The sequence below is a fragment of the Oceaniovalibus guishaninsula JLT2003 genome, from assembly GCF_000299575.1.
Lineage (GTDB): Bacteria > Pseudomonadota > Alphaproteobacteria > Rhodobacterales > Rhodobacteraceae > Palleronia > Palleronia guishaninsula.
In genome coordinates, this window is record NZ_AMGO01000047.1 from 31,328 (window position 1) to 56,573 (window position 25,246).

The window sequence follows — 25,246 nt, forward strand, 5'->3', positions numbered from 1 at the left end:
GATGCCCGATCTCAATGCAGGACCACCGGCAACACCGACAGGACCAGCAGGACCGCCATCGACACGTTGAAGCTCCGCAGCCGCCCCGGCGCGCCAAGGAAGTGCCGCGCCTGCTGACCGAGCCACGTCCACGCGCTGGCCGAGATGCAGCCGACCGCGAGATAGGTGGCCGCGATGACAAGAACCGCGCCCGTATCGTTCCCCGCCGCGTAAAGCGTCACCGCCCCCAGCGCCATCGCCCAGGCCTTGGGATTGACCCACTGGAACGCCGAAGCCTGCAAGAAGCTGAGCGGACGGCCCGTCGGCGCGGCGTTGTCCGGCGCCGAAGCGCGCGCGATCTTGAGCGCGAGCCACGCCAGATAGGCGAGCGAGGCGGCCGTCAACACCTGTTGCAGCACGGGCCATGCGGCGAAGACCTGCATGACGCCCAGGCCGACGCCGACGATCATCGCGGGAAAGCCGATGGCGACCCCGGCCATATGCGGCAGGGACCGACGCAGCCCGAAATTGGCGCCCGACGCCATCAGCATCACGTTGTTCGGCCCCGGCGTGATGATCGTCGCGAAGGCGAAACCGGCAAGGGCAAGAATATCTGGCATCATGGTGCGACACTGGGCCGACCCCGGTGGATTGCCAAGGCTGTTCCGCCGGGGTCGGCTGTCTCAGCGGGCGATCATCTCGGCCTGCTTCACGATCACCTCGGCCTGCCGGATCGAGGCGAGATCGACCAGACGCCCCTTGTAGACGGCCGCCCCCTGGCCGGTGCGCTTGGCCTCGTCCATGGCGGCGAGGATCTCGCGCGCTTCGGCCACGGCAGCGTCGGAGGGCGTAAAGACCTCGTTCGCCAGCGCGACCTGCTTGGGATGGATCGCCCATTTGCCGACCATGCCCAGCGTCGCCGAGCGGCGGGCCTGGGCGCGGAACCCTTCCTCGTCGCTGAAATCGCCGAAAGGGCCGTCCACGGGCAGAACGCCGTGGGTGCGGCAGGCGGCGACGATGGCGGTCTGCACCCAGTGCCACGGATCCGACCAATAGCGCTGGCCTTCATGCAGCATGTAATAGTTTTCCTGCGTGCCGCCGATGCCGGTGGTCTGCATCCCCATGCTGGCGGCGAAATCGGCTGCGCCGAGGCTCATCGCCTGAAGGCGCGGCGACGACGCGGCGATGTCCTCGACATGGGCAAGGCCGGCGGCGGTCTCGATGATGACCTCAAGTGCCACGCGCTTCTTGCGACCCTTGGCGGCCTCGATCGCCGTGACCAGGGCATCGACGGCATAGACATCGGCCGCGCAGCCGACCTTGGGAATCATGATCTGGTCGATCCGGTCCGATCCATCCTCGATCAGTTCGACCACGTCGCGATACCAGTAGGGCGTGTCGAGGCCGTTGATGCGGACGCTGACATGCTTGGTGCCCCAGTCGATGTCGTGGCTGGCGGCGACGATGTTGCGCCGTGCTTCGGCCTTGTCGTCGGGCGACACGCTGTCTTCCAGGTCGAGGTTCAGCACGTCCGCTTCGCTGGTCGCCATCTTCTCGAACAAGGCGGGGCGCGATCCGGGGCCGAAAAGCTGGCAGCGGTTCGGACGGGCGGGGGGCTGGGGCTGGACGCGGAAGGACATGGAACCTCGCAGGATTGACGATTGCCGTTGCGGCATACGCCTAGGCGACCGGGCCGCGCGCGGCAAGGCATTGGCGCTGGCGGGACCATGCGTTAAGGCGATCCGCGACACCGCCCGAGGATGCGCCAATGACCCGAACCGTGTATGTGAACGGCGACTATCTGCCCGAGGACCGCGCCACCGTATCGGTCTTCGACCGCGGATTCCTTTTCGCCGATGCCGTCTATGAGGTGACGAGCGTGCTGGACGGCAGGCTGCTGGATTTCGCCGGCCATGCCGCGCGGCTGGAACGGTCCTTGAATGAGCTGGGTATGCCGATGCCAATGGACCGCGACGCGCTGCTGGACGTGCATCGCCGCCTGGTGGACGAGAACGGCATCGACGAAGGGCTGGTCTATCTTCAGGTGACGCGGGGCGCCGCCGACCGCGACTTCGCCTATCCCGACGCGGACACGCCGCAGACGGTGGTGCTGTTCACGCAAGCCAAGCCGGGGCTGGCCGACAACCCCAAGGCGCGTGAGGGAATCGCGGTCGTGACCATCCCCGATCAACGCTGGGGGCGGCGCGACATCAAGACGGTGCAGCTTCTCTATCCGTCGATGGGCAAGATGGCGGCCAAGGCCGAAGGGGCCGACGATGCCTGGATGGTCGAGGACGGCGCCGTGACCGAAGGCACCAGCAACAACGCCTATATCGTCAGGGGCGATACGATAATCACCCGGCAGTTGGGCCACAAGATTCTGCACGGCATTACCCGCAAGGCCGTGCTGCGGCTGGCGCGCGAGGCGCAGATGAAGGTCGAGGAACGCGCCTTTACCGTGGACGAGGCGCGCGGCGCGGACGAGGCGTTCGTCACCAGCGCGTCGAGCTTCGTCATGCCGGTGGTGCGGATCGACGGACAGCCCATCGGCGACGGGCGGCCGGGGCGCGTCGCCACCCGCCTGCGCGAGATTTATCTCGACGAGGCGCGGCATACGGCGATCTGACGTTCAGTCCGCGAAGTCCGGGTTCGTCAGGATGGCACGGGCCTTGCGCTGGATGGTCAGATAGCCGCGTTCGCTGACCATCAGCAGATGCAGCGCCGACGCCTGGGCGGTGGTCAGCGTTTCGGGCGCGACGTCGATGCGATAGAAGGACAGCCGATCGGCAACGCTCGCCGCAAGCTGCGGATTGGGGCCGGGCGCATTGTCGCGGGGCGTGGCGGCGCAGCCGGCGAGCGCCAGCGACGCGACCAGCAAGGCCGGTATCGGACCGCGCCCGATCATCCGTGCGTCCGGGCAAAGGCCGCCTTCTGATCGTCGCTTGCATCGGTCTGATACCGGGCGCGCCAGTCCTCATAGGGCATGCCATAGACTATCTCGCGCGCCTGGTCCTTGTCCAGATCCAGACCGCGTTCCGCCGCCGCCTCTTGATACCAGCGGCTCAGGCAATTGCGGCAGAAGCCGCCAAGGTTCATCAGGTCGATGTTCTGCACGTCCGTGCGGTCGCGCAGATGGTCGCGCAGGCGGCGGAACGCCGCGGCTTCGAGTTCGGTGCGGGTCGCGTCGTCCATCCTGTCCACTCCTTCAGGCGCCATCCGAAGCTGGGCACGGGGCGGCGGCACGTCAAGCCGTTGCCGTGCCGGCCGCTTTCCGCCATACGTCGCCAAGCCGCCTGTCCGCCGCTAACGGAGCCCTGCATGAGACGCCTGCGCAAGATCAAGATCGTCGCCACCCTCGGCCCCGCTTCAAGCGATTACGACACCATCCGCGCCCTGTTCGAGGCCGGCGCCGATGTCTTTCGCCTGAACATGAGCCACGGCGAACATGCGGATATCGAGGCGCGCCACCGGATCATCCGCCAGATCGAGACGGATACAGGCCGGCCCATCGGCATCCTGGCCGATCTGCAAGGCCCCAAGCTGCGCGTCGGGGTCTTCGCGGATGACGAGGTCGAGCTTGAGACCGGCGCCGGGTTCCGGCTGGACCTTGATCCGGCCGAAGGCGATGCGCGGCGCGTCCAGTTGCCGCACAAGGAAATATTCGAGGCGTTGAAGCCCGGCGCGACGCTGCTGATCAACGATGGCAAGATCCGGCTGAAGGTGGTGAATTGCGGCGCCGATTTCGCCGCATGCGAGGTGATGGTCGGCGGGACGATCAGCAACCGCAAGGGCGTGAACGTGCCCGACGTCATCCTTCCGCTGGCAGCGCTCAGCGACAAGGATCGTCGCGATCTGGAATTCGCGTGTCAGTTGGGCGTGGACTGGCTGGCGCTGTCCTTCGTCCAGCGTCCCGCCGATGTCGAGGAGGCGCGCGAACTGGCCGGTGGTCGCGCCGCGATCATGGCCAAGATCGAGAAGCCCAGCGGTGTGCAGCAATTCGAGGCGATCCTGGCGGCCAGCGACGGCATCATGGTCGCGCGCGGCGATCTGGGGGTGGAATTGCCGGTGCAGAACGTGCCGCCCATCCAGAAGCGGCTGGTGCGCAAGTGCCGCGCCGCCGCCAAGCCGGTGATCGTGGCCACGCAGATGCTGGAATCCATGATCGATTCGCCGGTGCCCACGCGGGCCGAGGTCAGCGACGTGGCCGCCGCCATCTACGAGGGTGCCGATGCAGTGATGCTATCGGCGGAATCGGCCGCCGGGTCGTTCCCGGTCGAGGCCGTGCGCACGATGGACAACGTCGCCATCGAGGTGGAGCACGATCCGACCTACCGCGAGGTCATCAATGCCAGCCGGGGCGGCGACAAGCAGACGGTGGCCGATGCCATCGTGTCCGCCGCGCGCGAGATCGCCGAGACGACCGACATCAAGGCCATCGTCTGTTTCACCCAATCGGGGGCCACCGCGCTGCTGGTCGCGCGCGAACGCCCGCTGGTGCCCATCGTCGCGATGACATCGCGCACCGGGACCGCGCGCCGCCTGTGCCTGAGCTGGGGCTGCCATTGCGTCAAGACGGGCGAGGTCGGCCGGTTCAAGGAGGCGGTCATCAACGCCGCCCGTGCGGCGCGTGCCGACGGGTTCGCCAGCGCCGCCGAACAGATCGTGGTGACGGCGGGTGTGCCCTTCGGACAGGCGGGCACGACGAACATTCTGCGGGTCGCGCCCTGCGAGGAACGGCTGATCACCGCGACGGATCCCGGCTGAGCGGGGTTGCCCGGACGCAAAGCGCGGTCTATACGCCGCCTTTCAACCGACGCGCCCGGCCCGTGGCATGCCGAGACGCGTCCGCGACCGACCCGAAGAGGAGACGGAAATGCCCAAGATGAAGACCAAGAGCAGCGCCAAGAAGCGCTTCAAGGTCACGGCGACCGGCAAGGTCGTCGGCGGCTATGCCGGCAAGCGGCACGGGATGATCAAGCGCACCAACAGCTTTCTGCGCGACGCGCGCGGAACCCGTGTGCTGAGCGAGCCCGACCAGAAGCTCGCCCTGTCCTATATGCCCTACGCGCGCTGAGGAGTCTGAACCATGAGAGTCAAGGGTGGAACGGTCACTCATGCCCGGCATCGCAAGGTCGTCAAGGCCGCGAAAGGGTATTACGGCGCGCGCGGGACGAACTTCCGCACGGCCACGCAGGCCGTCGACAAGGCCAACCAGTATGCGACCCGCGACCGCAAGAACCGCAAGCGGAATTTCCGCGCTTTGTGGATCCAGCGGATCAACGCTGCCGTCCGGGGCCATGACGCTGCGCTGACCTATTCGCGCTTCATTAACGGCCTGGCGCTGGCGGGGATCGAGGTGGATCGCAAGGTTCTGGCCGATCTGGCCGTGCACGAACCCGATGCGTTCGGGGCCATCGTGGATCGCGCCAAGGCCGCGCTGCCCGCCTGACCGGGATCCGAATGAGTGAAGGGGCCGTCGGGCAACCGGCGGCCTTTTCCATGTCTTACGACTCTCCGGCCTTTTCGCGCGTGTTGCGCATGCGGGTCGGGAAGGGAAAGACCGGGCGGTGTTCGGGCGCCGTGTCCTTCGCCTTCATGTGACGCCCGTACCGTCCCGCCCAGGGCGCCGCCGTCGCGCCGTGCAGGACGATGGACAGAAGCACCGTCAGCAGGACGATCCGCTGGATTTGGTCCATGCCCGGCACCCCGCCGCTTTCCAGGATCAGCAGAAGGTAGATGATCGACGCCAGCCCGCGTGGTCCGAACCAGCCGACGAAAAGGACGGTTGCCGGCGCCAGCCGCGTCCCGATCAGGGACAGCGCCACGGGAACCATCCGCAGCACGGTCAGCGACAGCAGGGCATAGACCCAGTGACGCCAGTCGATATTCGCTAATTCGGGCAACAGCACCGCGCCGAAAAGCAGAAACACCAGCAGCGTCAGAAGCTGTCCTTCGGTTTCGCCGAAATCCTCGACCCCCTCCAGCACGGCGCGGGTGCGGGTGCCGACCGCCAGCCCGCCCGCGAACGCGGCGATGAACCCGTTGCCGCCGATAAGCTCCGCTCCGGTATAGGCGAGGATCGCCAGTGCCAGCGTGGCGATCCGCACGAAGATGTCGTTCATCCAGTCGGCAGCACGGGCGCGTTCGATCAGCAGCGCGCCCCCGAGGCCCACGCCGACCCCCACAGCGGGACCAAGAAGCAACTGGCCGGCAATGAACGCGGCCCATCCGCCGACCCCGGTATCGCCGCTGCCGACGCCAAGATCGGATGCCGCCCCGGCAAGGGACGCCACCAGCAACAGCGCCGGAAAGGCCAGCCCGTCATTCAGGCCGCTTTCCACGTTCAGGGCCTGCCGCACACGCTGCGGCACACGGGAATCGGATACGACCGCCTGTCCCAGCGCCGCATCGGTCGGGGCAAGCATCACGCCGACCAAGGCCGCCGGCCATAGCCCGAGTTCGGGAAATAGCAGCATCGCCATGCCGGTGCCGGCGACAACGGTCAACGGAAGGCCGAGCCCCAGCAGCCGGATCGGCATGTCGTGTTCCCGCCCCAACCGCCCGAGGTCGATTCGCGCCGCATCGGTAAACAGGGCGACGACGAGGGTCAGTTCGGCAAGGATCTGGATGCCGGGCGTCTGGATCGAAGGCTCGACGATGCCCAGCACCGCGGTTCCGGCGACGAAGCCGAACGCCGTGAAGACCATCGGGGCGGTGACGATCCCCGCCTCGGCCCGCCGGGACACGAGCGCGAAGGCGACCACGCCGAATGCGATCAGAAACAGGGCCGTTTCGTCCATGATCGTTCCTTGCCTGCGCCTGGGCGCAGCTGTCGGTCAGAGATAGGAATGAACCGTCGTGCCGATCTCGGTCGCGTTGTAGAGATCGACGATATCGTCGTTCGTCAGACGGATGCAGCCCGACGAGACCGCCCTGCCGATCGTCCAAGGCTGCGGCGTGCCGTGAATGCGATACATCGTGTCCCTGTTGCCGCGATAGAGGTAAAGCGCACGCGCGCCCAAGGGGTTGTCCGGCCCACCCGCCATTCCGCCCGCGAAGGGCCCATATTTGTCGGGTTCGCGGTGGATCATGTTGGTGGTGGGTGTCCAGCTTGGCCATTCCTCCTTGCGGCGGATCGTCGTCATCCCGCGCAGGTTGCGGCCCTGATCGCCGACCGCAACGTGGTATTCCCGCGCCTGTCCCGGTGCGGTAATATGGTAGATGCAGAAATATTCCGGAAAGATGTGAATCGAGTTTGGCGCCACATCGTCACGCACCGCCACATCCCGCCGCGACATTGTGGCCAAGCTGGTGTGGGGTGGGCCGTTGTGAGCAAGCAGCGTCGAAGGGGTCAGGGCCAGCGCACCGCCGGCGGCTATGAAGTGGCGTCGTGTCAACATGGGCAGATGTTCCATGACAGGCGTGAACGGCATAGGACGGCCGGGCGGCAGTCAACCTTGCAAGGGTAACGCCCATCGGCGGGGCCAAGGTTCCCTCGGCCCGGATGCACATGGCCGGCAGACAGACGCAAGACCGTAATCTTATGCTGACTGGAACTTTACCTTTCGGACCGGCGATGTACCTTCGACCCAATGAAAGGGAGAATACCATGCAGAAGTTTCTAGTCGCAATCGCCGCTGCGGGCCTGCTGGGCACGGTTGCCCACGCCCAGGACGAGTTTACCGGCGACATCGCCGCGGGCGAGAAGGCCTTCAGTCAGTGTCAAACCTGCCATGTCGTCGTCAACGACGCGGGCGAGACGCTGGCGGGCCGCAACGCGAAGACCGGGCCGAACCTTTACGGCGTTTTCGGGCGCGAGGCGGGATCGGTGGAAGGGTTCCGTTATTCGGACGATATGATCGCGGCAGGCGAGAAGGGGCTCGTCTGGGACGTCGAGCACTTCGTTCCCTATGTCGAGGATCCGACCGGCTTCCTGCGCGAATACCTCGACGATCCGAAAGCCCGCGGCAAGATGGCCTTCAAGGTGCGCGGCGACGAGACGGCGCGCGATCTGGCGGCCTATCTGCATTCTCTGGCCCCGGATGCAAACAGCGGAAGCTGAGCGGCGTCTACGCAACGTCACGAACGGGCCGGTCCGCGACGGCCGGCCCTTCTGGCGTCAGAAGTAGCTGCGCACCAGCGCCCCTGAAATCAGCGTCCATCCATCCGCGACGGCGAAGAACGCCAGTTTGAAGGGTAGCGACACGATCGCGGGCGGAACCATCATCATGCCCATGGACATCAGCACCGCCGCGACGACGAGGTCGATGATGAGGAACGGCATGAAGATCAGGAAACCGATCTGAAACGCGCGCTCGATCTCCGAAAGAAGGAACGACGGCACCAGAACCGAAAGCGGCGCATCGGGCGAGAGCGATGTGGCTTCCATGCCTTCGCGCAGCGATTGCAGCGCTTCGAACGTATCGGGCGCGATGCGGCCGGCCATGAAGACGCGGAAAGGCGCCAGGGCCAGGGGCAGCGCCTGTTCGACGTCGATGCGGCCTTCGGTCAACGGCGTCACCCCGTCCGCCCAGGCTTGCAGGAAAACCGGCTCCATCACGAAATAGGTCAGGAACAGCGCCAGCGTCACGATCAGCATGTTCGGCGGCGATTGTTGCAGGCCGATGCCTTGCCGCAGGATGGACAGCACCGTGACGATGAACGGAAAGCACGTGATCATCACGGCCAGTCCGGGCACCAGGCTGAGCAGCGTGATCAGCACCAGAAGCTGCACGCTGCGCCCGGCCAGCGATCCGTCGGCGCCAAAATCTATCGACATCTGCTGTGCCAGGGCAGGCTGTGCCGCCAGAACGAGCAGCGCGCCGGCGACCAAGGGGCGTGTCCAGCCGGCGCGGCGCATCACAACCCGTCCCGCAGATCGGCGACTTCGGTCAGCCGCACGGCCAGCCGCCCGGCATCGTCGCCTGTCAGCTCTTCCAGCTCGCCCCGCGCGATCAGGCGGTCGCCCACATAGAGTTCGACCGGATCGTCGACGCGACTGTCCAGCGGCAGCACCGCGTCGCGCCCCATGCGCAGAAGGTCCGACAGGCGCGGTCTGGCACGGCCGACCGATATCGTGATCTCGACCGGGACGTGGCTGAACGGATGGGTGCCGCGGCCTGAACCTGGCGTTTCGGGTCTGGTGGCGTCATCCATGCAGGGCATCCTTGTTGAGGGTATCGAGTGCGGCGATTGCGGTCGTCAGGCGTTCGGCCACGCCGGAAAGGTCGATCTGGCGCTCGGTTTCGCCAAGCCGCAGATAGATGTGACCGCCCGGCAGGCTGTCTTCGGCGCGCACGTTCAGCGGCAGCGCGGTAAGTCCTTCGACGGCGGCGCGCATCGCCTCGACCTCGCCCTCGGGGACCAGCAGATCGACGGGCGTGTCGCCGGCATGTTCGGCCAGCTTGCCGAATTCCTCCAGGATGCGCGCACCGATCGTATCGCGGATCAGGGCGGGCAGAACCTGCGCGACGATCGCCTCCAGCAGGGGGGTCATCGCCAGCATCACGTGCGCCCGCGCCTCGTGATAGGTGAAGCCCAGATCCTGAAGCCGGGCGCGGGCCACATCCTCGGCGCTGCGGGCCTCTTGCTCGGCGGCCTTGGTGGCGTCGTCCCAACCCGCCGCATAGCCGGTGTCGAAGGCCTGAAGCCTCTCGGCTTCCAGCTTCTGGCCCGAGACCAGTTCGGGGTTGAAGCCATCCGCCTCGGACCCGAAATCTTCCAGCGTCAGGGTATGCGCCATCACGCTTTCTCTCCTTCGTCTTCCATCCAGTTGCGCAGGATTTGCAGCGATTCCTCCTGCCGCTCGTCGATCAGCGCCCGCAGGCGATCCACGGCGCTGGGCTCGCCGGGACGGGCGCGGGTCGCCGCATCGCCGATCAGTTGCAGGCCAGTCTGCGGCGTGTCCTCGGGGTCGATCTCGCCCATCAAAGCGGGGGACCGGGGCGCGGCCTCGTCCGGGGCGGGCAGGGCGGCGGGTTTCGCCGACAGGATCGGGCGGACGACGAACAGGCCCAACGCGACGGCGACCAGCCCCAGCAAGCCAAGCTGGGCCAGCCGCATGGCGTCGATGTTGAACGCGCCCGCCAGTGCGCTGCCCGGCGCGCTGCCCTCGGTCGGTAACGGTTCGAACTGCATCGTCTTCAACGTCAGCGAATCGCCCCGTTCGGGGTTGAAGCCGACAGCCGAAGCGACGAGTTCGCGCAGGGCCTCCATCTCCTCCTCGGGGCGGGGCTGCCATATCGGGGCGCCGTCGGCCCCCGTATCGAAGATGCCGTCGATCAGGACGGCGGTCGTCACGCGGTCGATGGCGCCCGGATTGCGCAGAACCTCGCGCTGAACCTCGCTGACCTCGTAATTCGTGCGCTCGCGGGTTTCACTGTTCTCGCTCTGGGACTTGTCCCCGCCGCCGGCACCCTGTTCGTCGGGCAGGTTGCTGGCCACGGTCACATCGGCGCTGCCCTGATCCGACGATGTCGTGGCGATCTCGGACCGGTCCTGACTGATCGCCACGCGGCTGTCGGGGTCGATCCGCCGTTCGGTGATCTGTTCGCGCTCGGTCACGGTCTCGACGTTCACCTCGACCACGGCACGGCCATAGCCCACGCGCGCTTCCAGCAGACGCTCGACCTTGCTTTTCAGGGCGGCCGCCCGATCCGCCGCATCGCCTTGGCTGCTGCCCGCATCGTCGCCGCCCAGGATCACCCCGCCATTCGCGTCGATGATCGACACGTTCTCGGGCGACAGGCCGGTGACGGCGGACGCGACGAGATAGCGCAGCGCCCGCGCATGGGCGGCCGGAAGCCCCCCGGCGGCGGGCGTGACCGTCACCGATGCGGTCGACGGCATGTTGCGTTGAAAGGGGCGCCCGGCGGGGTTGGCGATGTGAACGCGCGCATGCTGGACGCCGGGGCTGGACACGATGGTGCGGGCCAGCTCGCCCTCCTTGGCGCGCCAATAGGCGGCGTCGAACATCTGGCTGGTCGTGCCGAACCCGGTCATCTGGTCCAGCAATTCGTAGCCTTGGGTCGGGTTGCTGGGCAGCCCTTCGCTGGCCATCGTCATCCGCAGCTGGTCGCGCTGGGCGCTGTCCACGAAGATCGATGTGCCGCGGATGTCATAGGCCACGCCGCGCGCCTCCAGCGCCTGCACAACCTCGCCCGCGGCGCCGTCCTCCAGCCCGGCATAAAGCAGCGCCATGCCCGGCTGACTGGCCATCCGCGCCACGCCGAGGACGGCGGCGAACATCGCCAGTGCGGCCAGCCCCGCGATGATTCGACGGCGCATGGACAGTTCCGCCCAGACGTTTCCAATCTGCTCCAAGACCGACCTCCTGTCATTTGCGGGACTTCTGCCCCGGTCCGCTGCTTGCCGGTCCAACATGGCGGGCCGGCCTTAACATTCGGTTAGTCGGTTTGGGTTTATCTGACCGGCGACGAACGAAGGCAGGAGTTGATGCAATGGCCGATGCAACCGCAGATGCAGGCGCCGCGCCGACCGGGCGCAAGAAGGGCAAGCTGGGGCTTGTCATCGGCCTTGCGGGGGCATTGGCGCTGGGTGGCGGCGGATTCTATGCCGCGCAATCGGGAATGATCTTCGGCTCCGCGAATCACGACGCGCATGGCGACAAGGAGGTCCGCGAGGCCGCTCCCTTGGGCGACATCGCCTTTGTGCCGCTGCCTGCGATGGTGGTGTCGCTGGCACCCGGCGCAAGTGCCAGCCATCTGAGTTTCGAGGCACAGCTGGAAGTGCCCGACAGCTATGGCCACGACGTGGAAAAGCTGGTGCCGCGCGTTGTCGACGTTCTCAACAGCTATCTGCGGGCGATCGACCCTGCGATGCTGGAGCGTCCCGCCGCCCTGACCCAACTGCGCGCGCAAATGCTGCGCCGAGTCCAGATCGTCGTCGGGGAAGGGCGGGTCAACGATCTGCTGATCATGGAATTCGTATTGAGCTGAGGAGAGACAGATGGCCATGATGGCGGATATTTTGCTGATTGCAGGCGCGCTGGGCGTCGCATTCTATTGCTTCGTGCTGTCGCGGCGGCTGACACGGTTTACCGACCTCGAACGCGGGGTCGGCGGTGCGGTGGCAGTCCTGTCGGCGCAGGTCGATGACCTGACGCGGACCCTGGAAAAGGCACGCCAGGCCGGCGAGTCGTCGTCAGCGGCCTTGCAGGAAGTTACGGAACGCGCTGCCGAGGTCACGCAGAGGGCCGAGGATGCGTCGCGCAGGCTGGAACTGCACCTAGCGGCTTTGCACGATCTGCCGCCGCGAACGGAACCGCCGGCAAGGCCCGACGCGGCGGCGCCATCGACCGACCCGTCCGAGCAGGAGGAGGTAGAAGCGCCACTGGTCTTTTCGCATCCGGTGCGTGCGGCCACGCCCCCGGTGCAATCGTTCTTCGCGGCCATGTCCGGCCTTGCGGGGGCGCCGGCATGACCCGCCGCAAGGTCGCGGCGCGGGCGCGCCGAATGGGGATCGGGGCCTTGCCGCTTCTTGCGGGGCTGCTGATGGCGTCTGGTCTGCTGAGGATCGGTGACGGCACGGGCCAGGCCATCGCACGAGAGTTGAGCGCCCTGACCCAGGCCGAGCAAGCGGATGCAAACGGGGATGAGATCGCCGAAATTCTCGCCGGATTGAAGGATCGCGCGGCGCAGCTCGACCTGCGCGCCGAAAGGCTGACCGAGCGCGAGACGGCGCTGGCTGCTGCCGAGACCCGTATCGCGGAACAGCTTGATCGCCTGGAGGAGGCGGAACAGGCGCTGGATGCCAAGATGCGCCTGGCCGATTCGGCTGCCGACGACGATCTGGCGCGTCTGACCAGCGTCTATGAGGCGATGAAGCCCAGGGACGCCGCAGCCCTGTTCGAGGAGATGGAGCCGCAATTCGCGGCCGGGTTTCTGGGACGGATGCGCGCCGACGCAGCGGCGGCGATCATGGCGGGTCTGGCCCCGGAAACTGCCTATTCGGTCAGCGTCATGCTGGCGGGGCGGCACGTCACGCGCGACGAGGGATAAAGACGGGCATCTGCGAGGGCTTTTTTAACCCGCCGCAGGCATCGTCCAGCAACGGTTCGAATCTCGGGGGCGGAAATGATCGGAATTGTCGGCGTCCTGATGGTCGTCATCATGGTCTTCGGTGGCTATCTGGCTGCCGGAGGCAAGATGGGCATCATCCTGAAATCCCTGCCATTCGAGATGACGATGATCCTCGGCGCGGCCATCGGCGCGTTTCTTCTGTCCAATGACGGGGCTTCGGTCAAAAAGACGCTGAAGGATATGGGCCGTGTGTTCAAAGGGCCCAGGTGGAAGCCAGCCGATTATCGCGAATTGCTTTGCCTGCTGTTCGAACTGATCCGGCTGTCGAAATCCAATCCGCTGGAACTGGAATCCCATATCGAAGGGCCAAAGGATTCGGCCATTTTCAACAAGTATCCCCGTATCCAGGCGGATCACGAGGCCGTGGAGCTGATCTGCGACACGCTGCGGTCGGCTTCGATGAATTACGACGATCCCCACCAGGTCGAGGATGTCCTCGAAAAGCGGATTGAGGCGCATAACCACCACGCGATGCATTCCAGCCATGCGCTTCAGACGATCGCCGACGGCCTTCCGGCATTGGGTATTGTCGCGGCGGTTCTGGGCGTTATCAAGACGATGGCCTCGATCGACCAGCCGCCCGAGGTTCTGGGAAAACTCATCGGCGGCGCGCTGGTCGGCACGTTCCTGGGCGTTTTTCTGGCCTATGGATTCGTGGGCCCCTTCGCAACGAAATTGAAGGCGGTGGTCGAGGAGGACGCGCATTTCTATCAGCTGATCCGCGAAGTGCTGGTTGCAAACCTGCACAACCATTCCCCGAATATCTGCATAGAGGTCGGCCGGCAGAACGCCCCGCACCATCTTCGCCCCAACTTCGCGGATCTCGAGGACGCATTGCGGAACGTGAAGGCAGCTTGATGGCAAGGTATCTTGTGGCAACCCTTGCGACCGGCCTGCTTGCAACAAACGCGGCACTGGCCGAATCCGTAAGGGTCAGAACGGCAGAACACGACGGGTTTACCCGGATCGTCGTCGACTTCACGACGCGACGCGAATGGACGTTGGCGGCGGTGGAGGGCGATCAGGTATTGCGTATCCAGGACGGGATGCCAAGCTATGATCTGAGCGACGCATTCCGGCGGATAACCGATCGCCGGGTCCGCGGGCTGTCTGACGACGGGAATGGCGGCCTTCGCGTGGGCTTGAACTGCGACTGCGTAGTGCAGACCACGACAAGGGCAAATGGCGGGCTTATCCTCGATGTCATGGACCGCGACGTCACGGCCGGCCCGCCCGTCTGGGCCTGGATGGATGTGCCGCCGCCCGTGTTGCTACCCGGCAATCTGACATCGGCACTTAATAATGCATCAGCGCCGAAGGACGCCAACGACAGACAGAATGAGTTGAGGCGCGAAGTCTCGGCGCAGCTTGCGCGCGGTGTCGCGCAGGGCCTGGTCGAACTCGATCCGGAACGCCCCATGGACGATCGCGGTTCGGCGCCCGACCCTGCGCCGGGACATGTCAGCATCACGACAGCCGCCGACCGCGACCGCACGATGGCGCCCGAGAACGCGGAAGTGGCCTGCATCGGCCCGGAAGCGCTGGATGTCGCGTCATGGAAGCCCGAAGGGTGGCCGGATCGCTGGATCGGCGGTTCCTTCGCCGCGCTGACCGATGCGGCGGACAGGCCCGACCCGAATGCCCTGAAGACCCGTGTCAGACATCTGCTGTTCCTCGGCTTTGGCGCCGAGGCTGCGCAGATGCTCCACGCGGCCGAGGCGTCGGCGGTTATCGTCCCCGATGCGGGGGTGATGGCGGAAATGGCCGCCCTGACGGATGGGCCGGCCGACGCGCCGCTGCTGTCGGGCCAGGCCGCCTGTGCCGGACCCGGCATTGTCTGGGCGCTGCTGGCCGATGGCCGGTCCTTCCCCCGCACGGCCGGGGTCGAAGGATTGCTGACCGAATTCTCCCGCCTTCCGTCGCATCTTCGGACCAACCTCGGTCCGCGGCTGGTAGCGGAACTGATCGCACTGCAAATGCCCAATATCGCGGCCGAAGTCGACGCCGCGGTCAAGCGGGGCAATCCGCCGGCTGACGCGAAAACCGCCATGATGACGGCCCGCATCGCCACAGAGGACGGACGCCCCGAGGACGCGCGAGAATCGGCGCAAGCTGTCATAAAGGCCCGCTCGCCGGATGCCGTCGAGGCGATGCGCCTCATGCTTGAACAGGCCGAACGATACCCGGACCTTGTCTCGCCCGATCTGCCCGATCAGGCGCTTGCGCTGGCCTTCGAAGCGGAAAGCCCTGAGCGGGAGGAACTGACGCTGGCGACCATCCGCCTTATGGCCGGGAAAGGCGACATCGCGGGCGGCTTCGGGGAACTGCTGCGCCTGCGTGACGCAACCGACGAAACCGACATTCAGGATGCCGATGTCGTCACACGTCTTCACGGCGCGCTGAACGATACGCCTTCGGACGACGGGTTTGTTCGGCTGGCGGCGCAGTCCGTCCGCGACTGGCCGCCCGTCGACGACGAGGAACTGCGTGTCGCGCGCGCCAAGCGTCTGACCGACCTCGGACTGCACAGGATTGCCCGATCCGTGCTGTCGGGGTTCGACGCTCCTCCCGGCCGGGCAGAGCGCCTGATTCTCGCCAGGATCCAGCTGAACGACGACGACCCGGACCTTGCCGAGAGTTATCTTGCCGGGCTGGAAGGCCCGGATGTGGTATCGTTGAAGGCGTTGATCGAGGAAGCGAGGGCGGCGCAACAGGCAATCGCCGCCGAACCGCTTCCCGTGGACGTTCAGAACCCCGCGACGGCGCGCCGGGAACTGCTGGACGGCAGTCGCGCGATCCGGGCCGAGGTGGAAGCGTTGCTTGGCCAGCGATGACCCGGCGCATGGTTACGGTTTATCAACCAACCCGTCCTAATGGTGAAGCGCAACACCATCGCGCAGGACTTTCATGCCGCCAGATGCAGACAGATTATCGGCGGGCGTTATCCGCCTTGTTGTCCGACGGATCGCGGCATCGGCTTTCTTCGGCTTCGCAAGCGCTAGCGCCGCCGCAGCATCATTTGCGGATGGCGACGTCTGCGCCAAGGCCGCCCAGGTGGCCGCCGACGAAACCGGCGTTCCGTTCGATGTGCTGATGGCCATTTCCCTGACCGAAACGGGACGCAAGCAGAATGGCAGAACCACCGCCTGGCCGTGGACCGTCAACACGGAAGGCAAGGGAACCTGGTTCGACGATTACGGGGCCGCGTTGAGCTATGCGCGGCAAAGCCAGGCCGCCGGCGCGCGCAGCTTCGATGTCGGGTGCTTCCAGATCAACTATCGCTGGCACGGCCAGCATTTCGCATCGCTCGACGCCATGTTCGACCCGCTGGTAAATGCGCGCTATGCCGCGCGGTTTCTCAGCAACCTGCACGCGGAATACGGCGATTGGCAGCAGGCCGCCGGCGCGTTTCACTCCCGCACCGAAGTGCATGCCGCGCGCTACCGGAAGATCTTTGCGGGCTTCCGTTCCGAAATCGGGCAGGACGCCGGCGGATACATACCCGATCAGCCACCGGCCCGGCAGGTGACAGCAATTGTCGCAAACGCTTTTCCCCTTCTAAGGACCGGCGCATCGCGCGGGGGCGGGTCGCTGGTGCCTCTCGACGCGGCGCCGCGTCCCTTGTTCGACCTCGGCGGATGACGACGCCTTATTTCCTTTTCTCAACAAGGCTTGAGACATGACGTTCGATATCAGGCAGGTGTTCCAGCCCACCGTCCTTCTGGCGCTGGCCTTGATGGCGATCATCGTCATGATGATCCTTCCGGTGCCGGCCTGGGTGCTCGATATCGGGCTGGCGGCTTCGTTCGCGCTAGCCATCCTGATGTTCACCGTCACGCTGTTCATCGAGCGGCCGCTCGACTTCTCGGCGTTTCCGACGATCCTGCTGGCGTCGCTGATGCTGCGGCTTTCGCTGAACGTGTCGTCCACCAAGCTGATCATCGGGCAGGGGCACACCGGACCCAACGCGGCGGGCGACGTGATCGAGGGATTCGCGATGTTCGTAATGGGCGGCAGCGTCTTTCTGGGCCTCGTCGTCTTCGGGGTGCTGCTGATCGTCAACTTCATCGTCATCACCAAGGGCGCCGCCCGCATGGCCGAGGTCGGCGCGCGTTTCGCCTTGGACGGAATGCCCGGAAAGCAGCTGGCCATCGACAGCGACATGAGCGCGGGCGCCATCGACCATGCCGAAGCCAAGGCCCGCCGTGAACGCGATCAGCACGAAACGACGTTCTTCGGGTCGCTGGACGGGGCGTCCAAGTTCGTCAAGGGCGATGCCGTCGCCGGGCTGCTGATCACGCTGCTGAACCTGGTGATGGGGCTGATCATCGGCCTTGTCCTGCACGACATGCCCATCGGGGACGCGTTCAAGACCTATGCCATTCTGACTGTCGGCGATGGGTTGGTGACGCAGATTCCGGCCGTCATCATCTCGATCGCTTCCGCATTGCTGCTGGCACGGGGCGGGGCGACCGGATCGACGGATTTGGCGATCTTCGCGCAACTTGGGCGGTATCCTTCGGCGCTGATCACGGTCGCGGTCCTGCTGGCGCTGTTCGCGCTGGTGCCGGGGTTGCCGTTCGTTCCGTTCATGGCCGGGGCCGGCGTTCTGGGCTATGCGGGCTGGCGCGCCGCCCGCGCCGCGCGCGACCGGGCGGCCATGCCGGCGGCATCCGAAGCGGACACGCCGGCAGCGGCGCCCGGCCTTGGCGACATTCTGGAGCTTGACGACATCCATCTGGAATTCGCGCCGGACCTGGTGCCGATGATCCTCGATCCCGCGACGGGGCTGGATGCCCGGATCGGCAACATGCGCAACCATGTGGCGACGCAGTTCGGCCTTATCCTGCCCGAGATCCGGTTGACCGACGACGCATCGCTTCGGTCCGGCACCTATGTCATCCGCATCCAGGGCGTCGAACAGGTGCGCGATCATCTATACCCGGATCGGGTTCTGGCGCTTCTCTCCGACCGCCGGTCCGACCTGCCCGGCGGCGAGGACGTGGCCGAGCCGGTCTATCGCGCCCCCGCGCGCTGGATCGACACCCGCTTTCGCGACGAGGTCGCGCTGACCGGCATCACCACCGTCACCCCGGCCGAGGTTCTGGCGACGCATCTGCTGGAAGTGATGAAGCAGAACTTCGCGCGGCTGCTGACGCTCAAGTCGCTGCGGCGTCTGCTGGACGAATTCACCCGCCTCAGCGACCCGGACCGCGCCCAGGCCAACAGGCGTCTCATCGACGAACTGGTGCCGGATCGCGTGCCGATCGACCTGCTGCTGGCGGTCCTGCGCCTGCTGCTGGACGAACGGGTCTCGATCCGCAATCTGCCGCTGATCCTTGAAACCATCGCGGCCTCGCGCAGCGCCGCCAGCACCGCCGAAACCATCTGCGAGGAGGTCCGCCAGAGGCTGGGGTTCCAGCTTGTCGCGGAGTTGAAGCGCGCGGACGGCACCGTGCCGCTTATGCAACTGGCCCCCGAGTGGGAAGAGATGTTCGCTGCCCATGACATGAGCGGGCCGAACGGCGATTCGCAGGTCGCCCTGCCGCCCGATGCGTTCAACCGTCTGGCCAGTTCGGCGGCGGACAAGCTGGCCAAGGCGGCCGAGGACGGCATCTATCCCGCCCTTCTGACCAGCACCCGGCGGCGTCGCTTCGTTCGGTTGGTTCTGGCGGCAAAGGGCATCGCCAATCCGGTCCTCAGCTTCGAGGAGCTGGGCACGAATGCCCGGCCCGCCCTGATCGGGATGGTGCCCGCGTGATCCCCGCGCTGGCCGGTCTGACGGATGCGGCTGGCCCCTGGCTGCTTGCGGCCTGCGCGGTTTTCCTGCGGGTCGGCGCGGCGATGGCGCTGCTTCCTGCATTCGGCGAGCGGACCGTCCCCGTGCGTATCCGTCTGATGCTGGCCTTGGGTTTCACGTTGATCGTCATGCCGGGAATCGTTCCGATGCTGCCGCCCATCGACAGCGGAATGCTGATCGGGCGATGGCTGTTGTCGGAAACGGTGATCGGGCTGGCCATCGGTGCGGTGCTGCGCCTTTTCGTCCTGGGGTTGCAGATCGCGGGGTCCATCGCGGCGCAATCCGTCTCGCTCGCGCAGATCTTCGGCGGTCAGGCGCTGGAGCCGCAACCGGCCATCGGGCACGTGCTGGTCATTGCGGGGCTGGCCCTGGCGGTCATGGCCGGGCTGCATGTCAAGATCGCCATGTTCCTGACGCTGTCCTACGACCTTATGCCGCCCGGCCGCCTGCCCGACGCGGCCGACCTGATGGAATGGGGGTTGCAGCGGACATCGCATGCCTTCGCGCTGGGTTTCACCCTGGCGGCCCCTTTCGTCGTCACGTCGCTGCTTTACAATCTGGCACTGGGCGTCATCAACCGGGCCATGCCGCAATTGATGGTCGCCTTCGTCGGCGCGCCGGCAATCACGGCAGGCGGCCTTGTGTTGCTGGCCCTTGCGGCGCCCCTGATGCTGCGGGTCTGGCTGTCCGCGATGGACGTGTTTCTGGCAGCACCGCGCGAGATCGTTCCATGAGCGGCGGGGGCGAGGGCGCAGGCGAGGACGACAGCGAAAAGCCGTTCGATCCCAGCCAGAAAAAGCTGGACGATGCGCGCGAGAAGGGCGAGGTGCCGCGATCCGCGGATCTCGTCACGACGGGCGCCTATGCGGGTCTGCTGCTGGCGGGCCTTGCGGCGGGCGGCCCGTCGCTGATCGCGGCGGGCACGGCGCTGTCGGGGCTGCTGGATCGCGCGGATACCATGCAGGCGCTGCTGGCCCGCGGCAGCATCCTGCCCTTGCTGGCGCCGCTTCTCGGGGCGGTCGCATTGGCGCTGTTGCCCTGGGCGGTGCTGCCGCCGGTGCTGGCGCTGCTGTCGGCCGTCGCCCAGCGCGCCTTTCTCGTTACCGGATCCAAGCTGGAACCGAAGCTCAGTCGGATCAACCCGATCGCCAACGCCAAGCAGAAGTTCGGTCGGGGGGGGCTGTTCGAGTTCGCGAAGAGCGCGACCAAGCTGACGATCTATTCGCTCGTCCTTTTCGCCTTCGTCTGGCGGACGCTGCCGCAGGCGATGGCCGCCATCGCCCTGTCGCCCGAGCTGGTGACGATGCTGTTCCTGAGGATGTCGATCCAGTTCCTGATGGTGGTCTTCGCCATCTCGCTGGTCATCGGGGGCGCCGATTTCTTTTGGCAGCGGGCCGAACACCTGCGCAAGCACCGGATGTCGCACAAGGACATGATGGACGAACACAAGCAGAGCGAGGGCGATCCGCATATCAAGCAGCAGCGCCGCCAGCGCGGTTACGACATCGCGATGAACACGATGCTGGCCGATGTGCCGCAGGCCAATGTGGTGATCGTGAACCCTACGCATTATGCGATTGCGCTGAAATGGGACCGCGCGGCGCCGGGTGCGCCGACCTGCGTGGCCAAGGGCGTCGATCTGGTCGCCGCGCGCATCCGCGAGGCCGCGCAAGAAGCCGGCGTTCCCCTGCATTCCGATCCGCCGACCGCGCGCGCCCTGCATGCCGCCGTCGAGATCGGGCAGGAAATCCGCCCCGAACATTATGCCGCCGTGGCGGTGGCGATCCGCTTCGCCGAGGATATGCGCAAGAAGGCAGGCCGTCGATGACCCCCGAGCGGCTGCAAGCCCTGCGCGATCTGGCCATCATGGCCCGCGATGCCGAACTGGCCAAGGTCGCCGATGTCACCCGCCGGATCTCGGCCCTGCGTCTGGACATCTCGCGGCTGAAGGATGCGCGCGCCGCGCGCGAGGCCGATCCTGCGCTGGACACGGCGCGTCTGGCAGGCGCCGATCTGCCCTGGGCCGCCTGGTGCGAAGGACAGTTGCGGGCGCGGCAGAATGCCCTCGCCGCCCTGCATGTCGCGCATGAAACGGCCCTTCAGGCGGCGCGGCAGGCTTTCGGGCGGGCCGAGGCATTGGCCGGCCTGTCCGAAAGGGCCGTAGCGGAACGCCGAAAGGCCCGGACGCGCCGGGCCTTCTGACTGCCGGGCGGCTCGGCTAGATATCCTGTCGGGCGATCTCGGTGATCAGTACGTCGTTCAGCACGTCCCCCAAGATCGGCCGCGCGGCCTCGATCAGGGCACGGCGCAGGTCGTCCATGCGGCGCGTCCCGGTGAAGGCGCCGCTGAAACCGCCGGCATTGGCGTGATCCAGCATCACCCGCAGCATCCGGTCGCGCAGGATCGGTTCGCGGGAAAAGACGGTATCGGAACTGCCCGGCGCGACCTGCAACGACAGCGCCAGCACCACCATCGACGCGATCGCCCCGTCCGAGATGACCGGCACCACGAACTGATTAGCCAGCTTCACGAAATCGTCCGTCTCGGCATTTCCGTGTGTGTCGACCTTCGCGGCCAGGGGTTTTGCTGCGGGGGCTGTATCGCCGCAGGTCACAGCGTCCGGCAGACCGGCGGAGGGGTGGGCTTCCGGGGCGGCGCGCAGGGCGATGCCCGCGCCCACGCCCGCGCCCAGACCCGTCAGAGCCAGCGCAAGGGGCAATATCTTGGCAATCATCGGAACACCTCAGAACGGCAGGACAATATCGGCGATCTGCTGCCCATAGCGGGGCTGCTGAACATCGGTGATCTGTCCGCGTCCGCCATAGGAAATCCGTGCCGCGGCGATCTTATCGTACGTGATCTCGTTCTGGCGCGAGATGTCTTCGGGCCGCACGAAGCCCGAAATCAGCAGCTCGCGCAGCTCGTAGTTCACGCGCACTTCCTGCGTGCCCTGGATTTGCAGGGTGCCGTTCTGAAGGACATCGGTGACGGTCGCGGCAATCCTCAGCGTCAACTTCTCGTTGCGCTTCGTCGATCCGTCGCCGGTGCTGGCGCTGCTGGAGGTGACCCCGACGGCATCGGCCATCGTGGCGCCTTCGGGCAGCTTTGGGTCCAGCCGCTGCGGGATGCCGAACAGCGACGGCATGCCCATGCTTTCGTTCCCGCTGCGCTTGCGCTGCGACGAGTTCGAGAATTCGGCGCGATCGTCGATCTCGATCACCACGGTCAGGATGTCCCCCCGCGCGGCAGCCCGTCGGTTGCCCAGCAGCGATCCGCGCTGGCCCGACCAAAGCGACGCCTGATCGACCGGGCGGTCCGGTTCCAGCGACACGGGCAGGCCCGGACTGGTCATCGCGCGCAGTTCAGGGCCGTCCAGCGGGGCCGTCAGGTCGGGCGCGCGTCCGACATCGGCGATCCGTCCGCAGGCGGTGATCGCGGCCAGGCAGGCAAGCGGCAGCATCAGGCGTTTCATGGCCGGTCTCCGGTGACGAGGATGGATCCGTCTGCGGTCACGGTGCCGGTGACGGTGGCGCGCGAATCGAGGTTCATCGCGCGGATGCGGTCGCCGACGCCCGCCCGGCTGAGCGCGCGCGCCTCGGTGACGATGTTCAGGATCGCATTGGCATAGATCAGCGGCACGATCTGGTTGCGGTCGATGACGGCCGGCGGCCCCAGATCGCCCGCGCGGACGGGACGCCCGGCATAGAGGGTCACGCGCGCCTCCATGCCATCGGCATCTGCTGGGTCGGTCAGGGCGCCCGGCACGTCGCGCGGAACCATTGCAAGATCGGACGGCGACAGAAGTGTCTGCGCGCGGATCGTATGCGCGGCGACCACCGTGTCGGCGGCGGCGGGGGCGGCGGCGAGCGCCAGCAGGAACAGAACCCCCTTCATCAGCGCAACTGCGTCGTCGCGCCGAGCATCTGGTCGGCGGCGGTGATGACCTTGGAATTCATCTCGTATCCGCGCTGCGCCTCGATCAGTTGCGTGATCTCGCGCACGGCATCGACGGAGCTGTCCTCCAGATAGCCCTGACGGAACGTGCCCAGCCCGTCCGTCCCCGGCTCGCCCACCAGAGCAGGCCCCGAGGCGGCGGATTCGACGAACAGGTTCGATCCGATCGCCTCCAGCCCCTTCACGTTGGCGAACCCTGCCAGGCTGAGCTGCCCCAGAAGCTGCGGTTCGACCTGATCGCGGAAATAGCCATAGACTTCGCCGGCGGCGTTGATGGAAATCGACTGGGTGTCGGCGGGGATGGTGATGTCGGGCACGACCGGATGGCCGTCCGACGTAACGATCTGCCCTTCCCCCGTCCGCTTCAATGCGCCGTCACGCGTATAGCCCGACTGGCCCGAGGGCAGCGTCACCTCGATGAACCCGTCGCCCTCGATGGCGAGATCCAGATCGCCGCCCGTCTGGCTGAGCGCGCCCTGCGCCACGTTCATCGACACCGATGCAGGCCGCACGCCCAGCCCAAGCTGAACGCCGGTGGGAAGCTGCGCGCCCGTGGTGGACGAAATCGTGCCGGGGCGCGTCGCCTGCTGGTAATGCAGGTCGGCGAATTCGGCCCGGCGTGTGTTATACCCCGTGGTGTTCATGTTGGCGAGGTTGTTGGAAATCACCTCGACCCGCATTTGCTGGGCGCTCATGCCGGTTGCGGCGATGGACAATGCTCGCATGTCAGGTCTCCTTCTAGCGACCGAGTGTCGTCAGGACGCCGCGAATGCGCTCGTCCTCTTTTTCGAGAAAGCTCTGGCCCAGCTCATAGGCGCGCTGCACCTCGATCATGCGGGCGATCTCGCCTACCGGATCGACGTTGCTGCCTTCCAGGAAACCCTGAAGGATCGTCGCATCCTCGACCGGTTCGGGGGCGCCCGCCAGGTCGAAGGCCACGCCCGACCGCCGCGTCATGTCTTCCTCGGCCACCGCGCGCCACAGGCCGATCTGCGTCAGCGGCTGGCCGTCCGCCGACACCGTGCCGTCCGCCGCGATGGCGATCTGCGCGCCGGGCGGGGCAAAGACCGGCGCGCCGCCCGCATCCAGCAACCGCAGACCGTCCGGCGTGACCAGATCGCCTTCGGGCGAGGGGGTGAAGTTGCCCGCCCGCGTCAGTGCCTGACCGTCCTCGGTCTCGACCAGAAAGAAGCCGTCGCCCTGGATCGCCAGATCGAACGCGCCGCCGGTCTGCTCCATCGCGCCCTGGATATAGGAGGTCCGCCGGACATTGCCCTGCGCCATCGACAGCGAGGGCTGGTCCCGGCCCAGCGCCTCGATATGTTCCGAAAACAGCAGCCCTTCCTTGCGGTAGCCGCCGGTGCCCATATTGGCGATGTTGTGCGCGACGCTTTGCATCTCGCGCATCAGTCCCGACTGGCGGGTCAACGCGGTATATCCGATATTGTCCACGTCAGCCCCCGATGATCAGCGGCACGATGGTGCCGTCGAAATAGGCGGCCAGCGTGTCGGTCATGAAACCCATCGTCATCCAGAAGACGCCGACGATCGTCAGCAGCTTGGGCACGAAGGTCAGCGTCATTTCCTGGATCGAAGTCAGCGCCTGAAACAGCCCGACGACCAGCCCCGCGACCAGGGCGACCGCAAGGATCGGCGTGGACATCATGACGGACACCCATAGCCCCTGGCGCAGCGTGTCGTAGAAGACGGCGTCGTTCATCATGCGTCAGACCGGCATCCGCAGGATTTCCTGATAGGCCTCGACGACCTTGTCGCGCACGGTCACGACCGTTTCGACGGCGGAACGGGCCTGCGCCAGCGCCTCGACCAGCGAATGCGCGTCGGCACCGCCGGTCATCGCGGCCCTGGCGGTCTCCTCGCCCTTCTGCAGGGTCGTCAGGAAGTCCTGAGCGGCCGCGCCCGCGGTCTGCGCCAGCGGATCGGCCGCGGTCGCGGGACGGGTGGCGGTGTATTTCTGGGCGGCAAGCGAAGCTGCGATATCCATTCGGGATCTCCTGTGGATGGGGGTCAGCGGCGAAGCAGGTCGAGCAGCGACTGCGACATCTGCCGCGTCTGGTCGAACATCTTGAGGTTGGCGTCATAGCTGCGCTGCGCCTCGCGGGCGTCTGCAATCTCGACGATCAAGTCGACGCCGGATCCTTCGTAATAGCCGTCTTCGCCGGCCATGGGATGCGACGGGTCATAGACCTGCGGCAGCGGCGTGCGGTCCAGCCGCACACGGCCCGTGCGCACGGTGCCGTCGTCCATCGCGGCCTCGAACGGCGCAGTCTTGCGGCGATAGCCGGGCGTGTCGGCATTGGCGATGTTCTCGGACACGAACCGCAGGCGGTCGGCCTGCGCTTTCATGCCGCTGGAAGATACCGCGAAGGTGTTGAAGATGTCGGTCATTTCA

The 25,246-nt window shown here is 66.4% G+C and carries 33 protein-coding genes; 15 read left to right on the forward strand and 18 right to left on the reverse strand.

What is annotated here, in order from left to right; translation table 11 throughout:
* Positions 1 to 11: 11 nt before the first annotated feature.
* Together OCGS_RS10545 and OCGS_RS10550 are read right to left on the reverse strand one after the other, a co-directional pair.
* Entirely contained in the window at positions 12 to 602 is a 591-nt protein-coding gene (locus tag OCGS_RS10545) for a LysE family translocator (RefSeq protein WP_007427232.1), read from the reverse strand.
* A gap of 60 nt (positions 603 to 662) precedes the next feature.
* Positions 663 to 1,619, reverse strand: a complete 957-nt coding sequence (locus tag OCGS_RS10550; RefSeq protein ID WP_007427233.1) for an L-malyl-CoA/beta-methylmalyl-CoA lyase — start codon at positions 1,617 to 1,619, stop codon at positions 663 to 665.
* 128 nt (positions 1,620 to 1,747) lie between these two features.
* On the opposite strand from OCGS_RS10550, the gene OCGS_RS10555 reads away from it, so the two are divergent.
* Positions 1,748 to 2,605: a D-amino-acid transaminase gene (locus OCGS_RS10555; protein ID WP_040610915.1), complete on the forward strand. Its 858-nt coding sequence runs from the start codon at positions 1,748 to 1,750 to the stop codon at positions 2,603 to 2,605.
* A 3-nt stretch (positions 2,606 to 2,608) separates the two neighbouring features.
* On the opposite strand, the gene OCGS_RS10560 is transcribed toward OCGS_RS10555, so the two are convergent.
* Complete coding sequence (locus OCGS_RS10560; protein WP_007427235.1) at positions 2,609 to 2,884, reverse strand: hypothetical protein; 276 nt, start codon at positions 2,882 to 2,884, stop codon at positions 2,609 to 2,611.
* Positions 2,881 to 3,171 (reverse strand): DUF1244 domain-containing protein, encoded by a 291-nt coding sequence (locus OCGS_RS10565; protein WP_007427236.1) that lies wholly within the window; start codon positions 3,169 to 3,171, stop codon positions 2,881 to 2,883. The genes OCGS_RS10560 and OCGS_RS10565 overlap by 4 nt, the downstream gene beginning before the upstream one ends.
* 126 nt (positions 3,172 to 3,297) lie before the next feature.
* Between OCGS_RS10565 and pyk the strand changes: the two genes are divergently transcribed.
* The 3 genes from pyk to rplT all read left to right on the forward strand — a co-directional run bounded on the left by pyk (position 3,298) and on the right by rplT (position 5,428).
* Positions 3,298 to 4,743, forward strand: a complete 1,446-nt coding sequence (pyk, locus tag OCGS_RS10570) for a pyruvate kinase (protein ID WP_007427237.1) — start codon at positions 3,298 to 3,300, stop codon at positions 4,741 to 4,743.
* 109 nt (positions 4,744 to 4,852) lie between these two features.
* On the forward strand, positions 4,853 to 5,053 hold the full coding sequence (gene rpmI, locus OCGS_RS10575) for a 50S ribosomal protein L35 (RefSeq protein WP_007427238.1): 201 nt from the start codon (positions 4,853 to 4,855) through the stop codon (positions 5,051 to 5,053).
* A gap of 12 nt (positions 5,054 to 5,065) precedes the next feature.
* Positions 5,066 to 5,428 (forward strand): 50S ribosomal protein L20, encoded by a 363-nt coding sequence (gene rplT / locus OCGS_RS10580; protein WP_007427239.1) that lies wholly within the window; start codon positions 5,066 to 5,068, stop codon positions 5,426 to 5,428.
* 55 nt (positions 5,429 to 5,483) lie between these two features.
* On the opposite strand, the gene OCGS_RS10585 is transcribed toward rplT, so the two are convergent.
* Complete coding sequence (locus OCGS_RS10585) at positions 5,484 to 6,779, reverse strand: cation:proton antiporter (protein WP_007427240.1); 1,296 nt, start codon at positions 6,777 to 6,779, stop codon at positions 5,484 to 5,486.
* A 36-nt stretch (positions 6,780 to 6,815) separates the two neighbouring features.
* The gene (locus OCGS_RS10590; protein WP_238538246.1) at positions 6,816 to 7,256 is read right to left on the reverse strand and encodes a L,D-transpeptidase; all 441 of its coding nucleotides are present in this window, start codon (positions 7,254 to 7,256) and stop codon (positions 6,816 to 6,818) included.
* Positions 7,257 to 7,588: 332 nt separating this feature from the next.
* On the opposite strand from OCGS_RS10590, the gene OCGS_RS10595 reads away from it, so the two are divergent.
* Positions 7,589 to 8,041: a c-type cytochrome gene (locus tag OCGS_RS10595; RefSeq protein ID WP_007427242.1), complete on the forward strand. Its 453-nt coding sequence runs from the start codon at positions 7,589 to 7,591 to the stop codon at positions 8,039 to 8,041.
* A gap of 57 nt (positions 8,042 to 8,098) precedes the next feature.
* Here OCGS_RS10595 and fliP read toward each other — a convergent pair whose 3' ends face one another.
* The 4 genes from fliP to fliF are packed head-to-tail and all read right to left on the reverse strand — an operon-like array spanning position 8,099 to position 11,301.
* A complete protein-coding gene (gene fliP / locus OCGS_RS10600) occupies positions 8,099 to 8,839 on the reverse strand; it encodes a flagellar type III secretion system pore protein FliP (RefSeq protein ID WP_040610917.1) in 741 nt (246 codons plus the stop codon).
* On the reverse strand, positions 8,839 to 9,135 hold the full coding sequence (locus OCGS_RS10605; protein ID WP_007427244.1) for a FliM/FliN family flagellar motor switch protein: 297 nt from the start codon (positions 9,133 to 9,135) through the stop codon (positions 8,839 to 8,841). Before OCGS_RS10605 ends, fliP begins: the two co-directional genes overlap by 1 nt.
* The gene (locus OCGS_RS10610; RefSeq protein ID WP_052026174.1) at positions 9,128 to 9,721 is read right to left on the reverse strand and encodes a FliH/SctL family protein; all 594 of its coding nucleotides are present in this window, start codon (positions 9,719 to 9,721) and stop codon (positions 9,128 to 9,130) included. Before OCGS_RS10610 ends, OCGS_RS10605 begins: the two co-directional genes overlap by 8 nt.
* The gene (gene fliF, locus OCGS_RS10615; RefSeq protein WP_007427246.1) at positions 9,721 to 11,301 is read right to left on the reverse strand and encodes a flagellar basal-body MS-ring/collar protein FliF; all 1,581 of its coding nucleotides are present in this window, start codon (positions 11,299 to 11,301) and stop codon (positions 9,721 to 9,723) included. Before fliF ends, OCGS_RS10610 begins: the two co-directional genes overlap by 1 nt.
* A 137-nt stretch (positions 11,302 to 11,438) precedes the next feature.
* Between fliF and OCGS_RS10620 the strand changes: the two genes are divergently transcribed.
* From OCGS_RS10620 to OCGS_RS10665, 10 genes are all read left to right on the forward strand, one after another.
* Positions 11,439 to 11,936, forward strand: coding sequence for a flagellar basal body-associated FliL family protein (locus OCGS_RS10620; RefSeq protein WP_007427247.1), 498 nt, complete (start codon positions 11,439 to 11,441; stop codon positions 11,934 to 11,936).
* A gap of 10 nt (positions 11,937 to 11,946) precedes the next feature.
* A complete protein-coding gene (locus OCGS_RS10625; protein WP_007427248.1) occupies positions 11,947 to 12,420 on the forward strand; it encodes a hypothetical protein in 474 nt (157 codons plus the stop codon).
* On the forward strand, positions 12,417 to 12,998 hold the full coding sequence (locus OCGS_RS10630) for a MotE family protein (protein WP_007427249.1): 582 nt from the start codon (positions 12,417 to 12,419) through the stop codon (positions 12,996 to 12,998). The genes OCGS_RS10625 and OCGS_RS10630 overlap by 4 nt, the downstream gene beginning before the upstream one ends.
* A 75-nt stretch (positions 12,999 to 13,073) precedes the next feature.
* On the forward strand, positions 13,074 to 13,937 hold the full coding sequence (gene motA / locus OCGS_RS10635; RefSeq protein WP_007427250.1) for a flagellar motor stator protein MotA: 864 nt from the start codon (positions 13,074 to 13,076) through the stop codon (positions 13,935 to 13,937).
* Positions 13,937 to 15,913, forward strand: a complete 1,977-nt coding sequence (locus OCGS_RS10640; RefSeq protein WP_040610918.1) for a hypothetical protein — start codon at positions 13,937 to 13,939, stop codon at positions 15,911 to 15,913. The genes motA and OCGS_RS10640 overlap by 1 nt, the downstream gene beginning before the upstream one ends.
* Before the next feature lie 220 nt (positions 15,914 to 16,133).
* Positions 16,134 to 16,721, forward strand: a complete 588-nt coding sequence (locus tag OCGS_RS10645) for a transglycosylase SLT domain-containing protein (RefSeq protein WP_007427253.1) — start codon at positions 16,134 to 16,136, stop codon at positions 16,719 to 16,721.
* Between the two features lie 37 nt (positions 16,722 to 16,758).
* Positions 16,759 to 18,840, forward strand: a complete 2,082-nt coding sequence (flhA, locus tag OCGS_RS10650) for a flagellar biosynthesis protein FlhA (protein WP_007427254.1) — start codon at positions 16,759 to 16,761, stop codon at positions 18,838 to 18,840.
* The gene (locus tag OCGS_RS10655) at positions 18,840 to 19,613 is read left to right on the forward strand and encodes a flagellar biosynthetic protein FliR (protein WP_238538248.1); all 774 of its coding nucleotides are present in this window, start codon (positions 18,840 to 18,842) and stop codon (positions 19,611 to 19,613) included. The genes flhA and OCGS_RS10655 overlap by 1 nt, the downstream gene beginning before the upstream one ends.
* Positions 19,610 to 20,707, forward strand: a complete 1,098-nt coding sequence (locus OCGS_RS10660; RefSeq protein ID WP_007427256.1) for an EscU/YscU/HrcU family type III secretion system export apparatus switch protein — start codon at positions 19,610 to 19,612, stop codon at positions 20,705 to 20,707. The genes OCGS_RS10655 and OCGS_RS10660 overlap by 4 nt, the downstream gene beginning before the upstream one ends.
* Complete coding sequence (locus tag OCGS_RS10665; RefSeq protein ID WP_007427257.1) at positions 20,704 to 21,081, forward strand: hypothetical protein; 378 nt, start codon at positions 20,704 to 20,706, stop codon at positions 21,079 to 21,081. The genes OCGS_RS10660 and OCGS_RS10665 overlap by 4 nt, the downstream gene beginning before the upstream one ends.
* Positions 21,082 to 21,097: 16 nt before the next feature.
* Here the strand turns inward: OCGS_RS10665 and OCGS_RS10670 are convergent, their stop codons facing one another.
* Genes OCGS_RS10670 through flgC form a run of 8 tightly spaced genes read right to left on the reverse strand, consistent with a single transcriptional unit; the run spans position 21,098 to position 25,242 of the window.
* Positions 21,098 to 21,613, reverse strand: coding sequence for a flagellar basal body-associated FliL family protein (locus OCGS_RS10670; protein WP_040610919.1), 516 nt, complete (start codon positions 21,611 to 21,613; stop codon positions 21,098 to 21,100).
* Positions 21,614 to 21,622: 9 nt separating this feature from the next.
* A complete protein-coding gene (gene flgH, locus OCGS_RS10675; RefSeq protein ID WP_007427259.1) occupies positions 21,623 to 22,351 on the reverse strand; it encodes a flagellar basal body L-ring protein FlgH in 729 nt (242 codons plus the stop codon).
* Positions 22,348 to 22,773 (reverse strand): flagellar basal body P-ring formation chaperone FlgA, encoded by a 426-nt coding sequence (gene flgA, locus OCGS_RS10680; RefSeq protein ID WP_007427260.1) that lies wholly within the window; start codon positions 22,771 to 22,773, stop codon positions 22,348 to 22,350. The genes flgH and flgA overlap by 4 nt, the downstream gene beginning before the upstream one ends.
* Entirely contained in the window at positions 22,773 to 23,558 is a 786-nt protein-coding gene (gene flgG, locus OCGS_RS10685) for a flagellar basal-body rod protein FlgG (protein ID WP_007427261.1), read from the reverse strand. The genes flgA and flgG overlap by 1 nt, the downstream gene beginning before the upstream one ends.
* A 13-nt stretch (positions 23,559 to 23,571) precedes the next feature.
* Positions 23,572 to 24,285 carry a flagellar hook-basal body complex protein gene (locus OCGS_RS10690; protein ID WP_007427262.1) on the reverse strand — a complete coding sequence of 238 codons (714 nt, stop codon included), beginning with the start codon at positions 24,283 to 24,285 and terminating at the stop codon, positions 23,572 to 23,574.
* Between the two features lies 1 nt (position 24,286).
* Entirely contained in the window at positions 24,287 to 24,556 is a 270-nt protein-coding gene (locus OCGS_RS10695) for a flagellar biosynthetic protein FliQ (protein ID WP_007427263.1), read from the reverse strand.
* A 3-nt stretch (positions 24,557 to 24,559) separates the two neighbouring features.
* The gene (gene fliE, locus OCGS_RS10700; protein WP_007427264.1) at positions 24,560 to 24,838 is read right to left on the reverse strand and encodes a flagellar hook-basal body complex protein FliE; all 279 of its coding nucleotides are present in this window, start codon (positions 24,836 to 24,838) and stop codon (positions 24,560 to 24,562) included.
* Positions 24,839 to 24,861: 23 nt separating this feature from the next.
* A complete protein-coding gene (gene flgC, locus OCGS_RS10705) occupies positions 24,862 to 25,242 on the reverse strand; it encodes a flagellar basal body rod protein FlgC (protein WP_007427265.1) in 381 nt (126 codons plus the stop codon).
* Positions 25,243 to 25,246 lie beyond the last annotated feature (4 nt).